This is a genomic window from Aliiruegeria haliotis, from assembly GCF_003003255.1.
GTDB classification, from domain to species: domain Bacteria; phylum Pseudomonadota; class Alphaproteobacteria; order Rhodobacterales; family Rhodobacteraceae; genus Tropicimonas; species Tropicimonas haliotis.
The window spans coordinates 104,824-123,986 of record NZ_PVTD01000010.1 but is presented as its reverse complement, the minus strand read 5'-3'; the positions used below and the strand labels follow the sequence as shown (position 1 = coordinate 123,986).

Genomic DNA, 19,163 nt, shown 5'->3' with positions numbered 1-19,163 from the left:
ATATACGCGTACCCTCCAAACAAATAAAGAGCATGGTGGTTTTTTGGGGTTGACCGCGCTTGCCGCTTTTTCTAATCAGCGGGCCTCGGATGGGCCGTTAGCTCAGTTGGTAGAGCAACTGACTTTTAATCAGTGGGTCACAGGTTCGAATCCTGTACGGCTCACCATTCGAATCAAGGGCTTAGGCGGATACGCCTGAGCCCTTTGGTTTTTTTGGAGCGGATGGCGGCGCATTCTTCCCAAACCCTCCGAATTCAAAGTTCCCGGTCGCGAAGAAATCTGATGTCAAATCCGCCGGCCAGCGTGGCGGTGTGAGTGCGGAAAACTCGGTAGCGAAACGGCGTGAGCCATCGGATTTCATTTCTCCGCGGGCGTGCCGCAATCGGCGATCTTTTGCACTACCTCCGCTTTCTGAACGTGCGTCTCCTGTGCCTGCGGCTCCGCAGCGCGGTGGATTGCTCGCCTCATCCTTCCGTGGGGATCGCCATGCGATTTGGCAGGCATGTTCGTGAGCTGGTCAAGACGGTATCGGAGCATGGTATCAGGCGCCGCGGCTCGGGCGATGGTGGACGGCGTTGCCGCCTCACGTCCAGTCGAGGACGACTTTTCCCGAAGCGCCGCCGCGCATCGTTTCAAACCCCTGAACAAAATCATCGACGTTGAAGCGGTGGGTGATCACGTTGCTCACGTCCAGCCCGTTCTGGAGCATGGCAATCATCTTGTACCATGTCTCGAAGATCTCCCTGCCATACACACCCTTGATGGTGATCGCCTTGAAGACGATCCGCGACCAGTCAACCGGAGACTTGCCCGGCGGAATGCCGAGCAACGCGATGCGGCCACCCATGGTGAGCGACTCGACCATCTGGTCGAGCGCAGTTTGATTTCCGGACATCTCCAGCCCGATATCGAAGCCCTGCGTCATGCCAAATGCGGCCATCACATCCTTCAGGTCCTCTTCCATCACATTCACGGGGCGCACGTCGGCGACTTGGGTCGCAAGGGCCAGCCGAGCGGGGTTGATGTCCGTGATCGCGACATGTCGGGCACCGACGTGCCGCGCGATGGCGGCGGCCATGATACCAATGGGACCGGCTCCGGTGATCAGCACGTCTTCTCCGACGAGGTCGAAGCTCAGTGCCGTGTGCACCGCGTTGCCGAGCGGGTCGAGGATGGCGCCGATGTCATCGGGGATGTCATCGGGCAGCGGCACCACGTTGAAGGCTGGCAGGCAGAGGTACTCGGCGAAGGCACCGGGCACGTTGACGCCGACCCCCTTCGTCTCCGGGTCGAGGTGAAACTTGCCGGCACGCGACTGGCGTGAGTGATGGCCGATCAGGTGTCCTTCACCCGAGCAGCGTTGACCAACATGCAGATCCTCGACGCGGCGGCCGATTTCCACGATTTCTCCGGCGAACTCGTGACCCGTCACGAGCGGCACCGGTACCGTGCGCTGGGCCCATTCGTCCCAGTTCCAGATATGGATATCGGTGCCGCAGATCCCGGTCTTGTTGATCCGGATCAGCACGTCATCTGGGCCGATCTCCGGCACCGGGATATGCTGCATCTCAAGTCCGATGGCCGGCTCGGCCTTCACCAGGGCCTTCATCGTGTTGCTCATGCCAGAACCCCCGTTTCTCGGCCTGCCTTGCCGAATGCTTCCAGCGCGCGATCCAGGTCGGCGCGGGTCAGTGCGGCGTTCATCTGGGTGCGAATTCGGGCGGTGCCCTTGGGGACCACCGGGAAGAAGAACCCGGCGACATAAACGCCATGATCGTAGAGGCGCGCCGCCATGTCCTGAGACAGCCGTGCATCGCCGAGCATGACGGGGATGATCGGGTGTTCGCCCGGAAGCAACTCGAAGCCCAGATCGGTCAGGCCCGTGCGCCAGTAGGCGGCATTCTCGAACAGCCGGGAACGCAACGCATCGCCGTTTTCGACGATCTTCAGTGCCTCCAGCCCGGCTGCAACGACCGAGGGTGGAAGCGAGTTGGAGAAAAGGTAAGGACGCGCGCGCTGCCGCAACAGGTCGACCACCGCCTGCGGTCCGGCGATGTAGCCGCCGATGGCCCCGCCGAGCGCCTTTCCCAAGGTGCCCGTCACAACATCGACCTTGTCGGAGACGCCGTGGTGATGTGGCATCCCGCGCCCTTGCGGTCCCATGAAACCGGTCGCATGGCAGTCGTCGACCATGACGAGTGCGTCGTAGGCCTCCGCGAGCGATGTGATCTCCGGAAGCTTTGCGAGATAGCCATCCATAGAGAAAACACCATCGGTGGCAATCATGATGTGACGCACACCGTCGGCGCGGGCAGATCTCAGCTGCGTTTCCAGGGCGTCCATGTCCGAATTTGCGTAGCGGTAGCGCCGCGCCTTGCACAGTCGCACCCCGTCGATGATGGAAGCGTGGTTGAGTGCATCGGAGATGATGGCATCCTCCGGGCCGAGCAGCGGTTCAAAAAGCCCGCCATTAGCGTCGAAACAGGCGGCAAAGAGGATCGCGTCATCCTTGCCAAGGAACCTCGCCAGGGCCTGCTCCAGTTCGCGGTGCATCGGCTTGGTGCCGCAGATGAAGCGGACCGATGCCATGCCGTATCCGTCATCGTCGAGCGAGGCCTTTGCGGCGGCCACGAGCTTCGGGTGATCTGCAAGCCCGAGGTAGTTGTTGGCGCACAGGTTGAGCATCTCCCGCCCACCGACATTCACATGTCCACCTTGCGGGGAGGCGATGGGGCGTTCGTGTTTCATCAATCCGGCCGCGTCGATCTCTGCGAGGGTGTCGGCCAGGTGCTGGGCGAATTCGGGGGTCATGGGCGCTCCTCTCGTTGTCTTCCATATTGGAAGCCGACGGCGAGGATCATAGTCCCAATACGACGCGGGTTGACGATTTCTGTGCGAGGACGCAGGTAGAACGGGCGATTGAAGGAGCGTGCGCCGTGGACGATTTCGATCTTGATGATTTCCTGCCGTTCCGTCTTGCCGTCCTTGCCGGGCAGGTGAGCAGGGAGTTTTCGGCGCGCTATCACGAAAGGTTCGGAATCGGGCGGCAGGAGTGGCGGGTGGTGGCACATCTTGCCAATGCGGGCCCCTCCAGCGTGCGGGAGATCCACCAACAGGTCGATATGGACAAGAGCCGCGTCAGCCGGGCGGCAAGTCGGCTGGAGGCTTCCGGGCACGTGCGCAAGGAAGAGCACCCGACAGACGGACGGCTGGTTCGGTTGTCGCTTACACCGTCCGGGGAGGCGATGATGACCGAGCTTTCCGCGATGGCCGATGCCTACCAGTCAGAGCTTCTGGCGCGGCTGGGCGATCGGGCCGAGGCGTTCTCCGCAGGTCTCTCGCTTCTAGGTGACGCGATGGGCTGAGAGGCCACGGACATGCGACGTGACGTCTCTGCGGTGGCAGGGCGGTCGCTGCTGTAGGCTTGGCACGGAAACAGGGAGGCATTCATGCAGGACATCGTGATTCTTGGCGGCGCGCGGACCGCAGTTGGCACGTTTGGCGGATCGCTGGCGGGCACGGCACCAATCGATCTCGGGGCCATCGTGGCAAGGGAGGCCCTCGCGCGATCGGGTGTTGCGCCGGAGCAGGTGGGCACAGTGGTCTATGGCCATATCATCAACACCGAGCCGCGCGACATGTACCTGAGCCGCGTCGCGGCGATGCAGGCGGGCGTTCCCGACACCGTTCCGGCGATGAACGTGAACCGGCTTTGTGGTTCCGGGGCGCAGGCGATTGTGTCGGCGGCGCAGGCGCTGGCACTGGGCGATGCGGATTTTGCGCTTGCGGGCGGGGCGGAGTGCATGAGCCGGTCGCCCTACATCTTGCCCTCCGCCCGCTGGGGTCAGAAGATGGGCGATGCCGGTGCCCAGGATATGATGCTCGGGGCGCTGACTTGCCCGTTCGGGACCGGTCACATGGGTGTCACGGCGGAGAATGTCGCCGCAGAGCACGGAGTGAGCCGGGAAGACCAGGACGCCTTCGCCGTGGAGAGCCAGGAACGCGCCGCGCGCGCAATCGCGGAGGGGCGCTTCAAGAGCCAGATCGTGCCTGTCGAGGTGAAGGTGAAGCGCCGGGTGGTGCAGTTCGACACCGACGAGCATCCCAAGGCGACGTCGTTGGAGAAACTCGCCGGCTTGCGTCCCGCCTTCCAGCGGGACGGCACCGTGACGGCAGGCAACGCCAGCGGCATCAACGACGGCGCGGCGGCTCTTGTGCTGGGCAGGGCCGACGCAGCGGACGCGGCCGGCCTGACGCCGCGTGCGCGGCTACTTGGATACGCGCATTCCGGCGTTCGACCGGAGGTGATGGGAATCGGACCGGTTCCGGCCGTCGAGGCGCTTTGTGCCCGCACGGGGCTGTCGGTGGGAGATTTCGACGTCATCGAGTCGAACGAGGCGTTCGCGGCGCAGGCCATCGCGGTGAACCGGGCGCTGGGACTCGATCCGGCGAAGGTGAACCCCAATGGCGGTGCAGTGGCGCTTGGCCATCCGGTCGGTGCTACGGGCGCACTCATCACCGTGAAGGCGCTGCATGAGCTGGAACGGATCGGCGGGAAACGGGCCCTGATCACAATGTGTATCGGCGGCGGACAAGGTATTGCGCTTGCCATCGAGCGTATCTGACACACACCGCTGGACCGGGCTGCCTAACTTTAGGGCGTGGCCCGGGTCGCGGGCATCTGGCCGGAGTTAGTTGATCAACCGGACATGGGCCCGGGCCGACTGCCCTCGTGCGTCGATCACCGACAGTGCGTGATAGCCGGGACCCGGCGTCTCGACCCACGCTTCGCGGGTTCGTGTCCGCAACACGGCGGGCGCGCCGTCGATAAGCCAAGTGAAAGGCGGCACGCCGCCATGAACCTTGAGAGTGAGGCCATCGGGCGCCTCGACCTGTGCGCCATCGGGTGGAAAGGCCAGCCGTGGGGCGTCCGGGGCGGTTTCGAAGGCGGCGGTACGGGACCGGAAGCGCTGGAGCGGCTGCGGGAGTTCGGACGTCGCCAGCAGAAGGACGCCATCCGGTGGTGGTGGAAGCTGGTCCTCCTCGGGTTTGAGATAGGCGAAGGACCGGAAAAGGATCGGGGCAGCGAGATCGCCACCGAACGCGCCGGGGACGGCTGTGCCGTCAGGGCGGCCGATCCAGACACCGGCAACGTGGCGGCCGTCGTAGCCAAGCGCCCAGGCATCGCGGTGGCCGTAGCTTGTGCCGGTCTTGTAGGCCAGCCGTAGCCGGGCTGCGTGTGGTGGCGGAGCAATTCCGGCGAGGATATGCCCGACTTGCCATGCTGCTTCTGGCGAAAGGATGCGCTTTTGCGAGGCCGCGGCCGGCTCGCCGTAGGAGAGCGGCATGGCCATGCCCCCGCGAGCAATCCCGCCATAAAGGCGCATCAGATCCTCCAGCGACATGCCGACACCGCCCAATGCGACCGCAAGACCCGGCACACCTCCGGGGAGGGTGGGAGTGGTGCCCGCGCGACGCAGACCGCTGAGCAGGCGCGCGGGACCGAGCGCGTCGGTCAGCGCAACGACCGGGATGTTGAGCGAGAGCTGCAAGGCTCGGCGAACCTGAAGCGTACCGCGGAAGGCGCCGTCAAAATTCGTGGGAGCGTAGTCGCCGAAGAGGCTCGGGCGGTCGTCTACCAGCGTCTCGGGATGGGCGAGGCCGGCATCGAAAGCCAGTCCGTAGACAAGCGGCTTGAGGGTCGATCCGGGAGAGCGCAAGGCGCGGGTCATGTCCACCCAGCCGCCACGGATCTCCGAGAGGTAGCCGGCGGAGCCAACGGTGGCGAGCACCTCGCCGGTCCGGTGGTCGGCCACCATGATCGCCGCGGACAGGCGGTCTCCGGCATCCGACACGGCCTCTCTGGCCAACCGTTCCAGACCAGCTTGAAGGTCGCGGTCGATGCTGGTCAGGTGGACGTTGCGCAGCGGATTGTCCTGCTGGAGCCGCTCGGCAAGGTGCGGGGCGAAGGCCGGAAACGGGCGCCGATCCGGCGAGACGGGGCGCAAACGGGCCGCGTTGGCCTTGTCATCGGTCAGAACCCCTGCGCCGACCATACGGTCGAGCACGCGATCCCGGGCGATGGTCGCCGCCTCGGCATGTCGGTCGGGGCGGCGGGAACTGGGCGCTTGCGGCAATGCAACCAGCAGGGCGGCCTCCGCAGGCGTCAGGCGGCGCGGTTCCTTGCCGAAATAGGCCAGCGTCGCCGCGCGAACCCCTTCGAGGTTGCCGCCATAGGGCGCATTGTCGAAGTAGAGGGACAGGATCTTTGCCTTGGAGACCTGCCGTTCCAGCGCAAGGGCCACGCGCATCTGCCGGATCTTGCCAGCCATCTGGCCGGTTCCACTGTCCTCCAGGAGACGGGCGACCTGCATGGTGAGCGTGGAGCCGCCCGAGACCACACGGCCATATCGCAGGGCGAGGCCGGCGGCACGCGCCATCGCGATCCAGTCGACGCCGTTGTGGCGATGGAACCGCTTGTCTTCGTAGGCAATCAACATCTGGGGGAGCAGCGGGTCGACGCCGCCCTCCCGCGTTGCCAGCCGCCAGCGGCCGTCGGCGACGGTGAAGGCCCGCAACAGGCGGCCTTCCCGGTCCAGCACCTCCACCGAGGTCTCGGTGATCAGGACCGGCAGGACCGTCGCCGCGACCCACCGGTCGAAGGCATCGCGGCTGGCGGCCCCTGCAAACAGCAGGGCCGCGACAAGAAAGAGCCCGTAGCGGCTCACTCGAAGACGCTCACGCGGCCGGAGTCCGTGCTGGCGCGGAACTGGGGCCGGTACATGTCCGCGACAGAGGCCGCCGGGTGGTGATAGCTGCCCGGTGACACGGCGCGAACGATGTAGGCGACGTTGAAGCTCTCCTTCGAGCGCCAGTCGACAGCGGCGAGGAAACGGTCCTGACGAAACTCCGCAGTCTGCGTCTCGGTCGTCTTGAGCCAGTCGAGTGCCTTGATGTCACCGCTGCGCAGCAGGCTTGGATTGTCGATCTCGAACCCCGCCGGGAGCGGGTCGTCGATCATCAGCCGCGCCTCGCTGTAGGCGAACGGCGTGACGGAGAGGACCGTCACAAGGCGCGTTCCCTGCGGCACGGCGCTCGGATCGGCATTCTCGCCCTCCATCGTGAAGTAGCGCCGCTCCAGCGCGTAGCCGTAGGATTGGCGGTCCGGCGGAATGGTGGGCACGCCGAAGGTGGTGAGCGTCAACGGGGCGTCGCGCCCGGTGTCGTTGGTCACGGTGATCGCCCGGGCGGCGGTATCGTCCTCCAGCACGCGGACCAATGGGCCGGTGGCCGGCTGGCCGTCAACGAGGAAGCCCGAGCCGTCCGGCGTTTCGGTCAACGCATGGGCGGCGAGCAGGGTCCAGGTTGCTTCCTGCGTGGAGCGGTCACGGGTGGGGGAGGCGACACGTTCCACCAGCGTGGCGCGGTCGACCACGTCGCTGCCCGCCTGGGCGGCGAGTGCGAGGACGGCGGCGCTGTCGCGCAGGTTGGTGCCGTAGTCGGCCCGCCAGACCTGTTCGGTCTCATCCCCAAGCCGGTTCAGGAGCTTCCGGGCGGCGCGGGAGAACATGGCGTCAGCGCGGCGCTGGTCGCCATACATGGCCAGTGCGGAACCGATCTGGGCTGCGGCCATTGGTGTGGCGAAGGCGTCGCCTTTCACGTCGGCATAGTAGCGCAGGTCGCCCATTGGCGCGGCACCTTCGCGGGCGAGCACCATCAGCGCATAGGCGACGTCCTCTCCGCCTTCATCGAAATCCGCGGCGTAGTTGAGTTGATTCCGCAGGTTGTCCATTGCCTGTGCAAAGGCTTGCTGCGGGACGGTATGGCCCTGCGCGCGGGCGCGCGACAGGAAGTCCGTCACATAGGCGTCGAGCCAGAAGTCGCCGCCATGCGCGCCCCAGAGGCCAAAACCACCCCCGGGTTTCTGCCGCGACAGGACCTTGTCGATAGCGCCGTCAATCCGCTCGGCGATCCGATCGGCACTGTCGAGCCCAATCACGGAAGCGACCTGATCATGGTAGAGCAACGGCAGCGCCTGTGAGGTCACCTGTTCCGTGCAGCCATAGGGATAGCGGTCGAGCGCGGTAAGCAGGCCGGGCCCGTCGAGCGTGCCAAGCAGCCCGAGGGCGAGCGTTGCGGTGCCCGTCCCGGGCCGAAGCCCGGCAAAGACATCGCGCGACAGGGTAAAGCTGTCACCCGCGGCCAGCGTGAAACGGGCAGTGGTGGAAATCTCCGGGTCGTTCACCTGTACCGGGATCTTCAGGGTCTTGGTCAGGGCCCTGCCATCCGGCGTGGTCACGGAGATATCGATCTGTGCGAGCCCGGGCGTGTCGGCTCGCAGGGGCAGGGAGAGCGTGGCCTTTCCCTGTTCGGTGAGCGGGATCGCATCGGCCAGGGCCGCCGTGTTCAACGTGAGACCACTTCCACTGGCGGAGACTGCCATGTCGCCCGCAGGGCCGGTCGCGTGGACCATTTCCAGCCGCAGGCGAGAGGTATCGCCGGGCGTAAGAAAGCGCGGAACTGACGCGGAGAGCACCACCGGATCGCGTACGAGCACGTCAGTGGAGGCTTCTCCAACTGCGTCGGCCGACCATACCACGGCCATCAGCTTCACCTGCCCGTTGAACGCGGGCAGGTCGAAGGATGTACGCGCTATGCCGTCCTCACCGATCGTCAACGGACCGGAGAAGAAGGCCACCAGTTCCTCGGTCGGCGGCGGGCTTTCCATCCGCATCTCGGAGGCAGCGTCGCCGCCGGACCGGATCTCGCCCCGTGCTCCGGTCTGGCCATCGATCAGCCGACCGTAGATGTCGCGCAACTCCATGCCGAGGCGTCGCTGGCCGAAGAAATGCCGGGAGGCGTCCGGTGGCTCGAAACCGGTCAGGTTCAGGATCCCCTGATCGACTGCGGCGATTGTGGCGAAGGCTGTCTCACCCGGTGCGACGCCTTCGACCCTGAGCACCACATCGAGGGCTGCGCGCGGGGCCGCGGCATCGGGGACGTCAAAATGTGCCAAGAGTTTTGCCGGGCCCGGATCGACCTGCGCATGGACAAGCCCAAGGGAACGGGTCGGGTTGCGTCCCCGGTCCGCGTCCATCGGCTGGATCAACGTGGCCGTGACATAGGCTCCCGCGCCCCAGGCGTCCGTGACAGGCAGGGACACGATAGTTTCCCCTTCCGGCAGTTCCAGTGCCTGCATGTCGATCAACCTGTTGGAGGCAACGGTCACGAGTGCCTTGCCTGCCTCACGCGGGACAATGCGGAGTTGTGCCGTCTCGCCCGGGCGATAGGCCACCTTGTCCAGTGAAACTTCCAGCAAGTCGGGGGAAGCGGAGGCGTCGGCAGGAGCGTACCATCCGGCGTAGAAGTCGGTTGAGCTGGCGGCGTATGGGCCGTCGATCCGCTCTACAACCAGTTCATACTGACCCCAGTCCACCGGAGCGGAGAGCGGGCTCGGGCCCGTGCCGAGGGAAAGCTCGCCGGTCGCAATGCGCTCGCGCCGGGTGACCGGCTCCCAGTCCCAACTGCCGTAGTTGGAATACCACTGGTAGCGCGTCTCCACACGGTTCATCGTCCACTTCACCCGCATCGGGGTGGCGGCGCCCTCGGGGCCTATCCCCGCAATCTGGAAGCTGGCTTCCGTACCTTCCGGAACCACGCCGTCGAACATCGGCCTGATCCCGATGAGCGGGTCCGAGGGGGCCATGGCACGGGTCAGTCGGCGTTCGACCGGACGCCCGGAGCCTTCGGACACGCGGGTTGTCACGCGCAGTTCAAGTGGCCGGGCCGGATCGGGCACCTCCGGCAGGTCGAGGTCGATTTGCGCCAGGCCTTTGTCATCGGTGCGGCTGGTATCAATGGCCGCGAACCGCGGATCGAAGGGCTCGTCGTGACGGCCGAAACGATAGCCGGGCCAATCCGCCAGCCCCTCCGCCGCGCGCAACAGGACCTCTCCCTCGACGGGAAGGTCGCCGCCCGGCGCACCAAAGAGATATCGCGCCGTGATATCGAGCGTCGGCGTGTCGCCGAGGCGGATGGGTGCGTCGGCAAGGGCAAGGTCCACGTCGATCCGTTCGGGCAGGAAATCCTCCACCAGCAGCGAACGGGTCGCCAGCGCCGGGGCGTCCGGATCGGCATGTACAGCCAGTTTCCATGTGCCGCGCGGGACGGACCCGCCGACGGGCATCGCAAAGACGTGGCCACCGGCCCGGTCATCCGCGCTGGTATGGCGGGAATACTCGACGCCGTCAGGCCGGGTCAGGATAGCGGTAAGCGGCAGCCCGGGAATTGCGGTGGCGGTCCCGTCACGCGCCAGGGCCGTGGCGTGGATGACCTCGCCGGCTCGATAGGCGCCACGGTCTGTCGCGAGGAAGACATCGACCGGGCCGGCGGCAGGCCGCCCTTCCACACCCCGGTCGGACAGGTCGAACGCCGGGTCGGTCAGGGCCAGGAAACCCATGTCGTCCTCCCCCATTGTCGCCGTCACCAACGCAGGTGCGGACCCGCCCCGTCCCAGTGTCAGCCCGGGTGCGAAGGCGGCATAGCCCCGCGCATCGGTTGTCGCGGTATCGAGGACGCGGTTGGAGCGGGAGATTAGCGCGACTTCCAGCCCTTCCAACGGCGCGGCAGAACCCAGGCTGCGGGCAAAGACATGCAGGCCATCGGCGCCGCTCATGCTCGCCAGCCCGATGTCGGAGATGACGAACCACTGGGTCGCGGAGGGCACGTCATAAGGGTCGGCACCGTGGATGCGCGCTTGCAGGGCATAGAGCCCGGCCGGCAGTTCGGCGATTGCATCCTGCATCGGCAACAGGGTCGTGACGTCGCGGTTCAGCGTCGGCTCCATGCTTCCGGTGCCGCTCCAGACTTCTTCGGCTGTGCTGTTCTTGAACTGTTGTTCTTCCCAGTGGGAAAGCGGGCGTCCGAACAGGTCCTGCTGGATCATGGAGACCACGCTGCGATCCGAGATCCGGGAAAGTGTCAGGTCCACTTCGGAGAGGTTTACCGTGACGATCGGAAGCGCGGCGTCCGGTGTTCTGGGCAACACGTAGGCGCGACCCGGGAAACGCACGGCGGGCGCGCGGTCCCGCACGTAGAGCGCGAGCGGCACGTCCTTCACCATCCCTTCGCCGGAGGCTGCGGGCAGGCCGGCCCGGAAGGTCACCTGATAGCGGCGCCCATGTTCGACCCCGTCGATGCAGAGATCGGAACCGGAGGCGTCGACCGCAAAGCTCTGTCCGGGCAACTGGACATAGGGCTCGAAGTCGATTCCCTCGGCGAGTTTTTCGGAAAAGGTCACGCAGATCCGGGGCACGGCGGTCTCGCTGTCGACGCGATGCTCGGTGATGCGGAAACCGTATTTGCCGATGGCGTCGGAGAGCATGCCGGCGATCTCCGGCGTCGGTCCGAGTTGATTGGCCAGCCGGAGTGCGGAGAGCATGTCGCGCCCGCGCCGGGCATCCTCCAGCGCGCGGGCCATCAGGGTCAATGCCCGGGCCTGCGCCGGCGGGTCGACCGCACGCAGGTAGGCGTTGATCGCGGCGGGCAGGGCGCGGGCGCGCAAGTTACGGGTCTGGCTGCCGTTCTCGCCTTCGGCAAGGAGCGCCGAATCCGCATAGTCGAGCCAGCTGCCGGATGTGTCGGCAAGGACAATCACGGCACCAATCCATCGCAGGGCCACGGCGTGATCGCCGCGGGAACGTGCCTCGGTGCCACCGCGCGTCAAATCCTCCAGCGACCAACCACCGGCAAGGTGACGGCGCGGCAGGTCCTCGGCCTCCTTGCGGGCCTGTTCGAGGTCGCTCGGCCGCAGGAAATCCAACTCCCCGGCGCGGATCGCCGCACGCTGCATCACTTCTGGCGGTGTACGCAAAACCAACGCGGAAAGGGCACCCTCGTAGGGCTCGCGCCGGGTCATCTCCTGTTTCGGAAAACAACTGTTGGAACGGGTATTGAAGGTGAAGGCACCGCAGGACGGATCTGTCAGGCAGGCGGTTTTGCAGGCCTCGTAGGTGGTGTCGAAGATCGACCTGAGATCGGCGCCGAAGAAATCCGTGTCGCGCTCCACGACGAGCCTGCGTTCGGGGACTGAGCCATCCTGCGGCTGGGCGCTTGCCGAAAGGGAGATGGCAAGGGGCAGACCAAAGGCGAGCAAGCGGAACAATACACGACGCATCAAAATACTCCGTCAATCAATCGACCCCTCCAAGGTGCCATGCCGGCCCCCTTCAGCGCAACGATTCCCCGGTCTTTGGCGGACCTTGGTTAAACGTCTGTTCACCAAGTGGCGGCATGTTGAGCGCGAAGGGACGCCAGCTTGTCCCGCCCCGCGGGGAGTGCCGATAGAGATGAACCTAACCGACAAGCTTGCCGCTGAACGCCGCGCGCGACTCGCTGCCGAACGCCTGCTGGAGCTCAAGAGCAGGGAGCTGTTCGAGGCGAACCGAAAGCTGTCGCAACATGCCTTGAAACTCACCGATCAGATCGTGGAGCAACGCGAGGAGGTTCGCGTGGTCCGCCACGAGGCGGAGACACTGAAGACAACCAACGCCCGCACGCGACAGGAACTGGCAGCCGCGGAACGGCAAGTGGAGATTGTAGAGCGAAGGTTGTGGGATTCAGTCGAAACGATCACCGACGGGTTCGCGGTTTTTGACCGGCAGGAGAAACTGATTGCCGCCAACACCGCCTGGCTGTCGCTGTTCGACTACTCGGACCTGATTCAACCCGGCACCGGCTACCTCGACGTGCTGCGCCTTGCGGCGGAGGAGGGGATTTTCGACCTTGGTAACGCAGCGCCGAGTGCGTGGATTGCCAGCATGCTTGACCGTTGGGATCAGGAGCCGATCCCGGACATGACAGTGCAACTCTGGAACGGTCAATACTACCGGTTTCATGATCGCCGCTCCCGCGATGGCGACATGGTGTGCCTTGCGGTCGATATCTCCGACATGATGGCCCGGGAGGAGGAGTTGCGTCAGGCCAGTTATCGGGCCGAGGCCGCAAATCGCGCAAAATCGGCGTTCCTCGCCAACATGAGCCACGAAGTGCGCACCCCGATGAACGGCGTGGTCGCGATGACCGACCTGTTGCTGGAGGGGACGCAGGAGCCGGAGCAGCGGTTGTACCTGAAGACGATCCGAAGCTCGGGCGAGGCGTTGCTGGCGATCATCAACGACGTGCTCGATTTCTCCAGGCTGGAAGCGGAGCAAATGGCGTTGCGCCCGGAACCTTTCGATTTGGAGCTGATGCTGCACGAGGTGTTGACCCTCGTGGCGCCGATGGTCCGCGACAAGGGGCTGGAGCTGCATGTGGACTACGACCTGTTTCTGCCGACGAAACTGGTCGGTGACCCCGGCCGGTTGCGGCAGGTGCTGACAAACCTGATCGGCAACGCTGTGAAGTTCACGTTCGACGGCTATGTGCTGATCCGCATCACCGGGCTCGAATTGGAGGATAGCGACTGGAAGGTGCACGTGAACGTGGAGGACACGGGCATCGGCATCGCCAACGACGTGCAGGAGCATATCTTCGACAAGTTCGCCCAGGTCGAGCAAGGGAAGAACCGCAGTTTCGAGGGGTCTGGCCTCGGTTTGGCCATCAGCCGCGAAATCGTCGAGCTCATGGGGGGGGAGATCTGGGTTGAGTCGGAAATGGGGCGGGGTGCCTGTTTCGGATTCTCCGTAACGCTTCCCTGTGCGGAGAATGAGCGACCGTCCCTGCGGGAGCTCGTGCCAAAGCAGGTTCGCGCGATGATGGTCGGCGGTGGCGATCTGGACAAGGACATCCTGTCCAAGCAGCTTCGCCAACTCGGGTTGGATGTGCGCTGCGTTCTGAACGGACATGATGCGCTTCGGGAGATCGCAGCAGACCCGTCGCCGCAAATCCTGTTGATCGACGAGAGCTTGCCGGACATCACCGGCACGGAGTTGGCGAATGACCTGCGCAGCCAGGGTCTGGTGTCCGCGACGGTCCTGCTCTGCGCCGATGCAAGGCAGGCGGCCGCCACGGATGCCCGCACCTTTGTGGACGCGACCCTGGCCCGTCCCATACTTCGCAGCGATTTGCTCAGAACCCTGGCCGATCTCGCGCGGGAGCATCCTGCGGCTGCCGTGGCCGGTATGCGGCAGCGGACGTCCCTGCCCGACGCCGGGCCGGATCTCTCTCCGGAGAATGCCCGGTCCCGTCCGGTCGCGACCAACACGTCGCCGGATCAGGCGATCCCCGGGCTCTCTGGGGCGTGCCCACAGAGCACCATCCATCCGGAGCCGGCGGTGATACCGCACACGCCGGAGAGCGCGCCAGCCGCCAAGGTGGGCGACCGCTCTGGAGAACAGAATGCTCCACAGGTGCAAGCCCCCGGCGGGATTCTGTCGTTCGCCTCGCGCCGAGCACACCCTGTTCCTCTATTGGCGTCAGGCCCGGATGATGCTGCGCCCTCGGTACGTGCTTCAGGTGCACTACCGGTCCCACGCCAGATGCGAGTGCTGGCCGCGGAAGACAACCGGACCAACCAGTTCGTGTTCGGCAAAATCGTCAAGGCATTGGATATTGAACTTTTGTTCGTTTCGAACGGGCGCGAGGCAGTGGAAACCTACCGCAGCTTCCAACCGGACCTGATATTCATGGATATTTCCATGCCGGAAATGGATGGCAAGCAGGCGACCGCCGCCATCCGTGCACAGAACGTCCGGGGAGGTCGCGTTCCGATCGTCGCGATGACAGCCCACGCGATGTCGGGGGACAAGGAGGAGATCCTCGCAGCGGGACTTGACCTCTACCTGTCAAAGCCACTCCGCAAGGAGGACATTCTGGATATGATCCTGACCCATTGTCCAAGGGATTGCAGGCCACCCGTAATAGGGATTGCGTCTGCCGTTGAATGACAGCTTCGGAACTGCAGTGATGGCCTGCGAAGAGCCCGGATGGCCGCAAGCGCATCTGGCGAACGAACCCGGAGAGCGGCACAATAGACGTGGTCTGCAGCCCATCGAGTGGCCCGCCCACGACCGGAGAAAAGCCAGCCCGGTCGGCCAGTACGAGGCGCGGCAGCGGGACGGATCAGTTCGAAACGAGCTTGCATCCGTTTCGCGGTGAACACCCCACAGTGCCGCTTGCCCGGCGCTGGTTGCGAATCCGTCACCACTCGATGATTGCAGCAGTCGGTGAGCCCGAAATCGCCTGAACCGCAGCCCGGGCGGTGGCTCAGGCCGCCGCAGCCTCGCTGCGCAGGAACACAGGCCGGTCCGGCTCCGAACGGCTTGCATCCCAGGCATAGCCACCGGCTGTGAAATCCCGCAGGCCGTCCGGGTCGCTCACCCGATTCTGAACCACGAACCGCGCCATGGCACCCCGCGCCTTTTTCGCCCAGAAACTGACGATCTTCGGTCCGCCGGGACGGTCCTCAAGGAAGGTGGGGGTGATCACGCGGAGCTTGAGCGCTCGCTGATCCACGGCCCCGAAATACTCCTGGCTTGCACAGTTGACGAGCGTCCGGGTGCCAACCTCTTCAGCGGTCTCGTTCAAGGACTTCGACAGGCGGTCGCCCCAGAAGTCGTAGAGCGTTGCGCCACGCCGTGTCTTCAGTCGACTCCCCATTTCCAGACGATAGGCCTGAATATCGTCAAGTGGTCGCAGCACGCCGTAGAGACCGGAGAGTATCCGGAGGTGACGCTGCGCATACGCCAGTTCCTCGGCATCGAGCGTTCTTGCCTCCAGGCCGGCATAGGTATCGCCGGCAAAGGCAAATGCGGCGGGGCGGGTCACTGGCGGATCGGGCGTTTCGGCGAAGGCGGCAAACCGCTGACGGTTGAGCTTGGCGAGGTCGGCACTGATCCCCATGAGGGCCTGCAACTTCGGTCCAGAGAGCCGCCGCGCGGTAACCGCGAGCCGGTTCGCTTCCTCCAGCAAATCGGGTTGCGTGGTGGGAAGGTCCCCGGTCTCCGACCAGTCGAGACGCTTGGCGGGCGAAATGACGACGAGCATGTGTTTTCCCTTCCCTTAGGCCGTCAGGACGCTTCCGCGAGCACGTCAAGAAAGGCCGGGCCGAACCGTTCCACCTTTTGCGCCCCCATGCCCGGAATCCGGGCCATGTCCTCAAGCGAGGCCGGGCGACGCTCGGCAATATGGCGCAAGGTGGCGTGTGCGCAACTCAGATATCGCTCGATTCCGTCGGGTCCACGGGCAAGGTCGACCTGGATCGCCTGCAACCGATCAAACAATGCGCCGCCCGCCCTTCCGGCCAGCGCACGGCGCGCCGGGTGCATGGTCGCGGGGCCGGCGCCGGTGATAACCTCAAGGAAAGTCGCGCCGTATCGTTCCAGCTTGGTGGCGCCGACACCGCCGATACGGGCCATCTCGTCGAGATCCTCGGGGCGGGTTTCTGCCATTTCGATCAAGGTGCGATCCGTGAATACGACATAGGCCGGCACGCCGGCGGCTTCGGCCAGTGCACGGCGCTTCGCCTTGAGCGCAGAGAGCAACGGTGCATCTTCTTCATTCACCAACGCCTTGACGGTCGGCCGATCCTTGGCGCGCGCAACACTGTCACGGCGAAGCGTGATGGAGGCTTCTCCACGCAGGATGGGCCGCGCCGCCTCGGTCATTCGCAGTGCGCCATGTCGTTCCGGATCGGGCCTGACAAGGTCGTGACCCATCATCTGGCGAAAGACGGCCTGCCATTGACGCTTGTCGTATTCCTTTCCGACACCATACGTCGGCAAGGTGTCATGATTGCGCTGGCGGATCTTGTCGGTGTCGTTTCCAAGCAGGATGTCGGTCAGGTGCCCGGTGCCGAAATACTCGCCTGTCCGCAGGATTGCGGACAGCGCCTTTCGCACGGCGGTCGTGGCGTCGAAGACATCCGGCGGGTTGTCGCACAGGTCACAATGGCCGCAGGGTTCCGCGTCTTCGCCGAAGTACTTCAGCAAATCCTGCCGCCGGCATGCGAGCGCCTCGGCGAGGCCAAGCAGGGCGTTGAGCCGACCATGATCCGCAGCCTTACGGTCCGGCGGCGCAAGGCCTTCGTCGATCTGGGCTCGGCGCAGGCGGATATCGTCGGCGCCGAACAGGGTCAGCGTTTCGGCCGGCGCACCATCACGCCCGGCGCGGCCAATTTCCTGGTAGTAGGCCTCGATGGATTTGGGCAGGTCCGCATGGGCAACCCAGCGGATATCCGGTTTGTCGACGCCCATTCCAAACGCGACGGTGGCAACGACAATGAGGCCGTCCTCGGTTTGGAAGCGATGCTCCACATCCCGACGTTCTTCGGCCTCCATGCCACCGTGGTAGTGGCACGCGAGGTGCCCGGCCTGGCGCAGCGCCTGGGCCAGCGACTCGGTTTTCGCACGGGTTCCGCAATAGACAATGCCGGAGCGGCCCTTGCGTGCGGCGGCAAAGTTCAGGATCTGGTTTCGCGGCGAGTTCTTGGCCTCGAAGGCGAGGTGCAGGTTTGGCCGATCGAACCCGTGCAGGAAAATCCGCGGCGGCGTTCCGTCAAACAGGCGCGTGACGATCTCCGCCCGCGTTTCTTCGTCGGCAGTGGCGGTGAAGGCGGCAAGCGGCACGTTCAGCGCGTGGCGCAACTCCCCGATGCGCAGGTAGTCGGGGCGGAAATCGTGACCCCATTGCGAGACGCAATGTGCCTCGTCCACGGCGATGAGGGACACGCCCGCCCTGCGCAGCATGTTGACGGCCGCGCCGGAGGCCAGTCGCTCGGGCGCCATGTAGAGCAGTTTCAACCCGCCATTCGACAGCGCGTCGAACACGGCGTCTGTTTCCTCGGTCGTATTTCCCGATGTCAGCGCGCCCGCCGCAACCCCTGCTTCCCGCAATCCCCGGACCTGATCACGCATCAGCGCGATGAGCGGCGAGATCACCACGGTCAAACCTTCCCGGCAAAGCGCCGGAAGCTGGAAACACAGCGACTTCCCGCCACCCGTGGGCATGATAGCGAGGGTGTTTTGCCCTGCCGTGACGGCGTCCACGATCTCCGCCTGTCCGGGGCGAAAGTCGTCAAAGCCAAAGACTTGCGACAGGAGGTCGGAAGGGTTGGGGGCGGCCATTGCCGGACCTGTTGGTGTTGTTTCAGCTGCTCGTTGTTACCTGCAGCATCCCACAGCGGGAATCGGTGAACAAGACCGCATCCGTGGATGCAACTGTCAGTAGAACGAGCGCGCGAGGCTCGGCAGGATGATATCGCGGGCCGCGATCAGGATGACAAACGCCACCAGCGGAGCGAGGTCCAATGGGCGGGTGTCGGGCAGGATGCGCCGGATCGGCTGGTACACCGGTTCCAGCAGCTTGGTCAGGCCGTCCCAGATGCCGCGCACCATCGGTTGGTTGTAGTTCAGAACGTTGAAGTTCAGCAGCCAGCTCATGATGATGTGGGCGATCATGATGAAGAAACAGACGCTGAGAATCAGGTCGACAATTTGAAGGATCGCGAACATCGGTTTTTTGGCTCCGGGCTTTGGTGCGCAAGGATGTAAGGCCGGGCGCCGTGCGGCGCAACCATGTGCCGCAATGTTCTTATTGACGCGAACGTAAACATTCGGTTGAGGGGGCGTGAAAGGACGCCGCCGATGTACCCCATTTTTCGCCTGGTCAAGGAACTTTTCCGCCACCGCAAGGCCGAACCGCTCCCGCTGACGGGGACGCATGTCGCAACACATGTTTGCTGGCCTTGGGACATCGATATCTGGATGGAGTTGAACAACGGCCGGACGCTGACGCTCTACGATCTCGGCCGGGTCGTCCTGTTCCAGCGGATCGGCGCGGTTCCAATCATGAAGGCAAACAGGTGGGGCGGCACGGTTGCCGGGTCCTCCATGCGGTATCGCAAGCGGGTCCGGATGTTCGACCGCTACGAGTTGCGCAGCCGGTTGATCGGCTGGGACGACAAGTTCTTCTACGCCGAGCAGGCGATGTGGCGGCAGGGTGAATGCACGTCGCACGGGCTTCTGCGCATGGCGATCACCGATCGCGACGGGCTCGTGCGGACGGAAAAGGTCGCCGCTGCGATTCGTCATTCTGGTGAAAGCCCGCCCCTTCCCGATTGGGTGCTCACGTGGATCGACGCTGAAGCGCACCGCCCGTGGCCGCCGATGCAGGACAATGCTTTGCCAGCCACGATTGCGGCCTGAAGGCAAAGCGGGTAGGCCGTT

General features: G+C 64.8%; 11 protein-coding genes and 1 tRNA gene. 5 read left to right on the top strand and 7 right to left on the bottom strand.

Features of this window, described 5'->3' with window-relative positions:
* Positions 1-91 precede the first annotated feature (91 nt).
* Positions 92-167, top strand: a tRNA-Lys gene (locus tag CLV78_RS19210).
* Between the two features lie 416 nt (positions 168-583).
* Here the strand turns inward: CLV78_RS19210 and tdh are convergent.
* Positions 584-1,621: an L-threonine 3-dehydrogenase gene (gene tdh, locus CLV78_RS19205; protein WP_106207066.1), complete on the bottom strand. Its 1,038-nt coding sequence runs from the start codon at positions 1,619-1,621 to the stop codon at positions 584-586.
* Positions 1,618-2,811 (bottom strand): glycine C-acetyltransferase, encoded by a 1,194-nt coding sequence (locus tag CLV78_RS19200; RefSeq protein WP_106207064.1) that lies wholly within the window; start codon positions 2,809-2,811, stop codon positions 1,618-1,620. The genes tdh and CLV78_RS19200 overlap by 4 nt, the downstream gene beginning before the upstream one ends.
* Before the next feature lie 125 nt (positions 2,812-2,936).
* On the opposite strand from CLV78_RS19200, the gene CLV78_RS19195 reads away from it, so the two are divergent.
* Together CLV78_RS19195 and CLV78_RS19190 are read left to right on the top strand one after the other, a co-directional pair.
* Positions 2,937-3,365 (top strand): MarR family winged helix-turn-helix transcriptional regulator, encoded by a 429-nt coding sequence (locus tag CLV78_RS19195; RefSeq protein WP_106207062.1) that lies wholly within the window; start codon positions 2,937-2,939, stop codon positions 3,363-3,365.
* 84 nt (positions 3,366-3,449) lie between these two features.
* Complete coding sequence (locus tag CLV78_RS19190; protein WP_106207060.1) at positions 3,450-4,625, top strand: acetyl-CoA C-acyltransferase family protein; 1,176 nt, start codon at positions 3,450-3,452, stop codon at positions 4,623-4,625.
* Positions 4,626-4,691: 66 nt separating this feature from the next.
* Here CLV78_RS19190 and pbpC read toward each other — a convergent pair whose 3' ends face one another.
* Positions 4,692-6,728, bottom strand: coding sequence for a penicillin-binding protein 1C (gene pbpC / locus CLV78_RS19185; protein ID WP_106207058.1), 2,037 nt, complete (start codon positions 6,726-6,728; stop codon positions 4,692-4,694).
* Positions 6,725-12,175, bottom strand: a complete 5,451-nt coding sequence (locus tag CLV78_RS19180) for an alpha-2-macroglobulin family protein (protein ID WP_106207056.1) — start codon at positions 12,173-12,175, stop codon at positions 6,725-6,727. The genes pbpC and CLV78_RS19180 overlap by 4 nt, the downstream gene beginning before the upstream one ends.
* 172 nt (positions 12,176-12,347) lie before the next feature.
* Here CLV78_RS19180 and CLV78_RS19175 point away from each other — a divergent pair, with 172 nt between their 5' ends.
* Positions 12,348-14,885: a response regulator gene (locus tag CLV78_RS19175; protein WP_158263607.1), complete on the top strand. Its 2,538-nt coding sequence runs from the start codon at positions 12,348-12,350 to the stop codon at positions 14,883-14,885.
* Positions 14,886-15,204: 319 nt separating this feature from the next.
* Here CLV78_RS19175 and yaaA read toward each other — a convergent pair whose 3' ends face one another.
* The 3 genes from yaaA to CLV78_RS19160 form a co-directional block, all read right to left on the bottom strand.
* Positions 15,205-15,984 (bottom strand): peroxide stress protein YaaA, encoded by a 780-nt coding sequence (gene yaaA / locus CLV78_RS19170; protein WP_106207052.1) that lies wholly within the window; start codon positions 15,982-15,984, stop codon positions 15,205-15,207.
* A gap of 23 nt (positions 15,985-16,007) precedes the next feature.
* Positions 16,008-18,062 (bottom strand): DNA helicase RecQ, encoded by a 2,055-nt coding sequence (gene recQ / locus CLV78_RS19165; protein ID WP_106207050.1) that lies wholly within the window; start codon positions 18,060-18,062, stop codon positions 16,008-16,010.
* 96 nt (positions 18,063-18,158) lie between these two features.
* Positions 18,159-18,449 carry a YggT family protein gene (locus tag CLV78_RS19160; protein ID WP_106207048.1) on the bottom strand — a complete coding sequence of 97 codons (291 nt, stop codon included), beginning with the start codon at positions 18,447-18,449 and terminating at the stop codon, positions 18,159-18,161.
* A 132-nt stretch (positions 18,450-18,581) separates the two neighbouring features.
* Here CLV78_RS19160 and CLV78_RS19155 point away from each other — a divergent pair, with 132 nt between their 5' ends.
* Complete coding sequence (locus CLV78_RS19155; protein WP_106207046.1) at positions 18,582-19,142, top strand: acyl-CoA thioesterase; 561 nt, start codon at positions 18,582-18,584, stop codon at positions 19,140-19,142.
* The last annotated feature ends 21 nt before the right edge of the window (positions 19,143-19,163 follow it).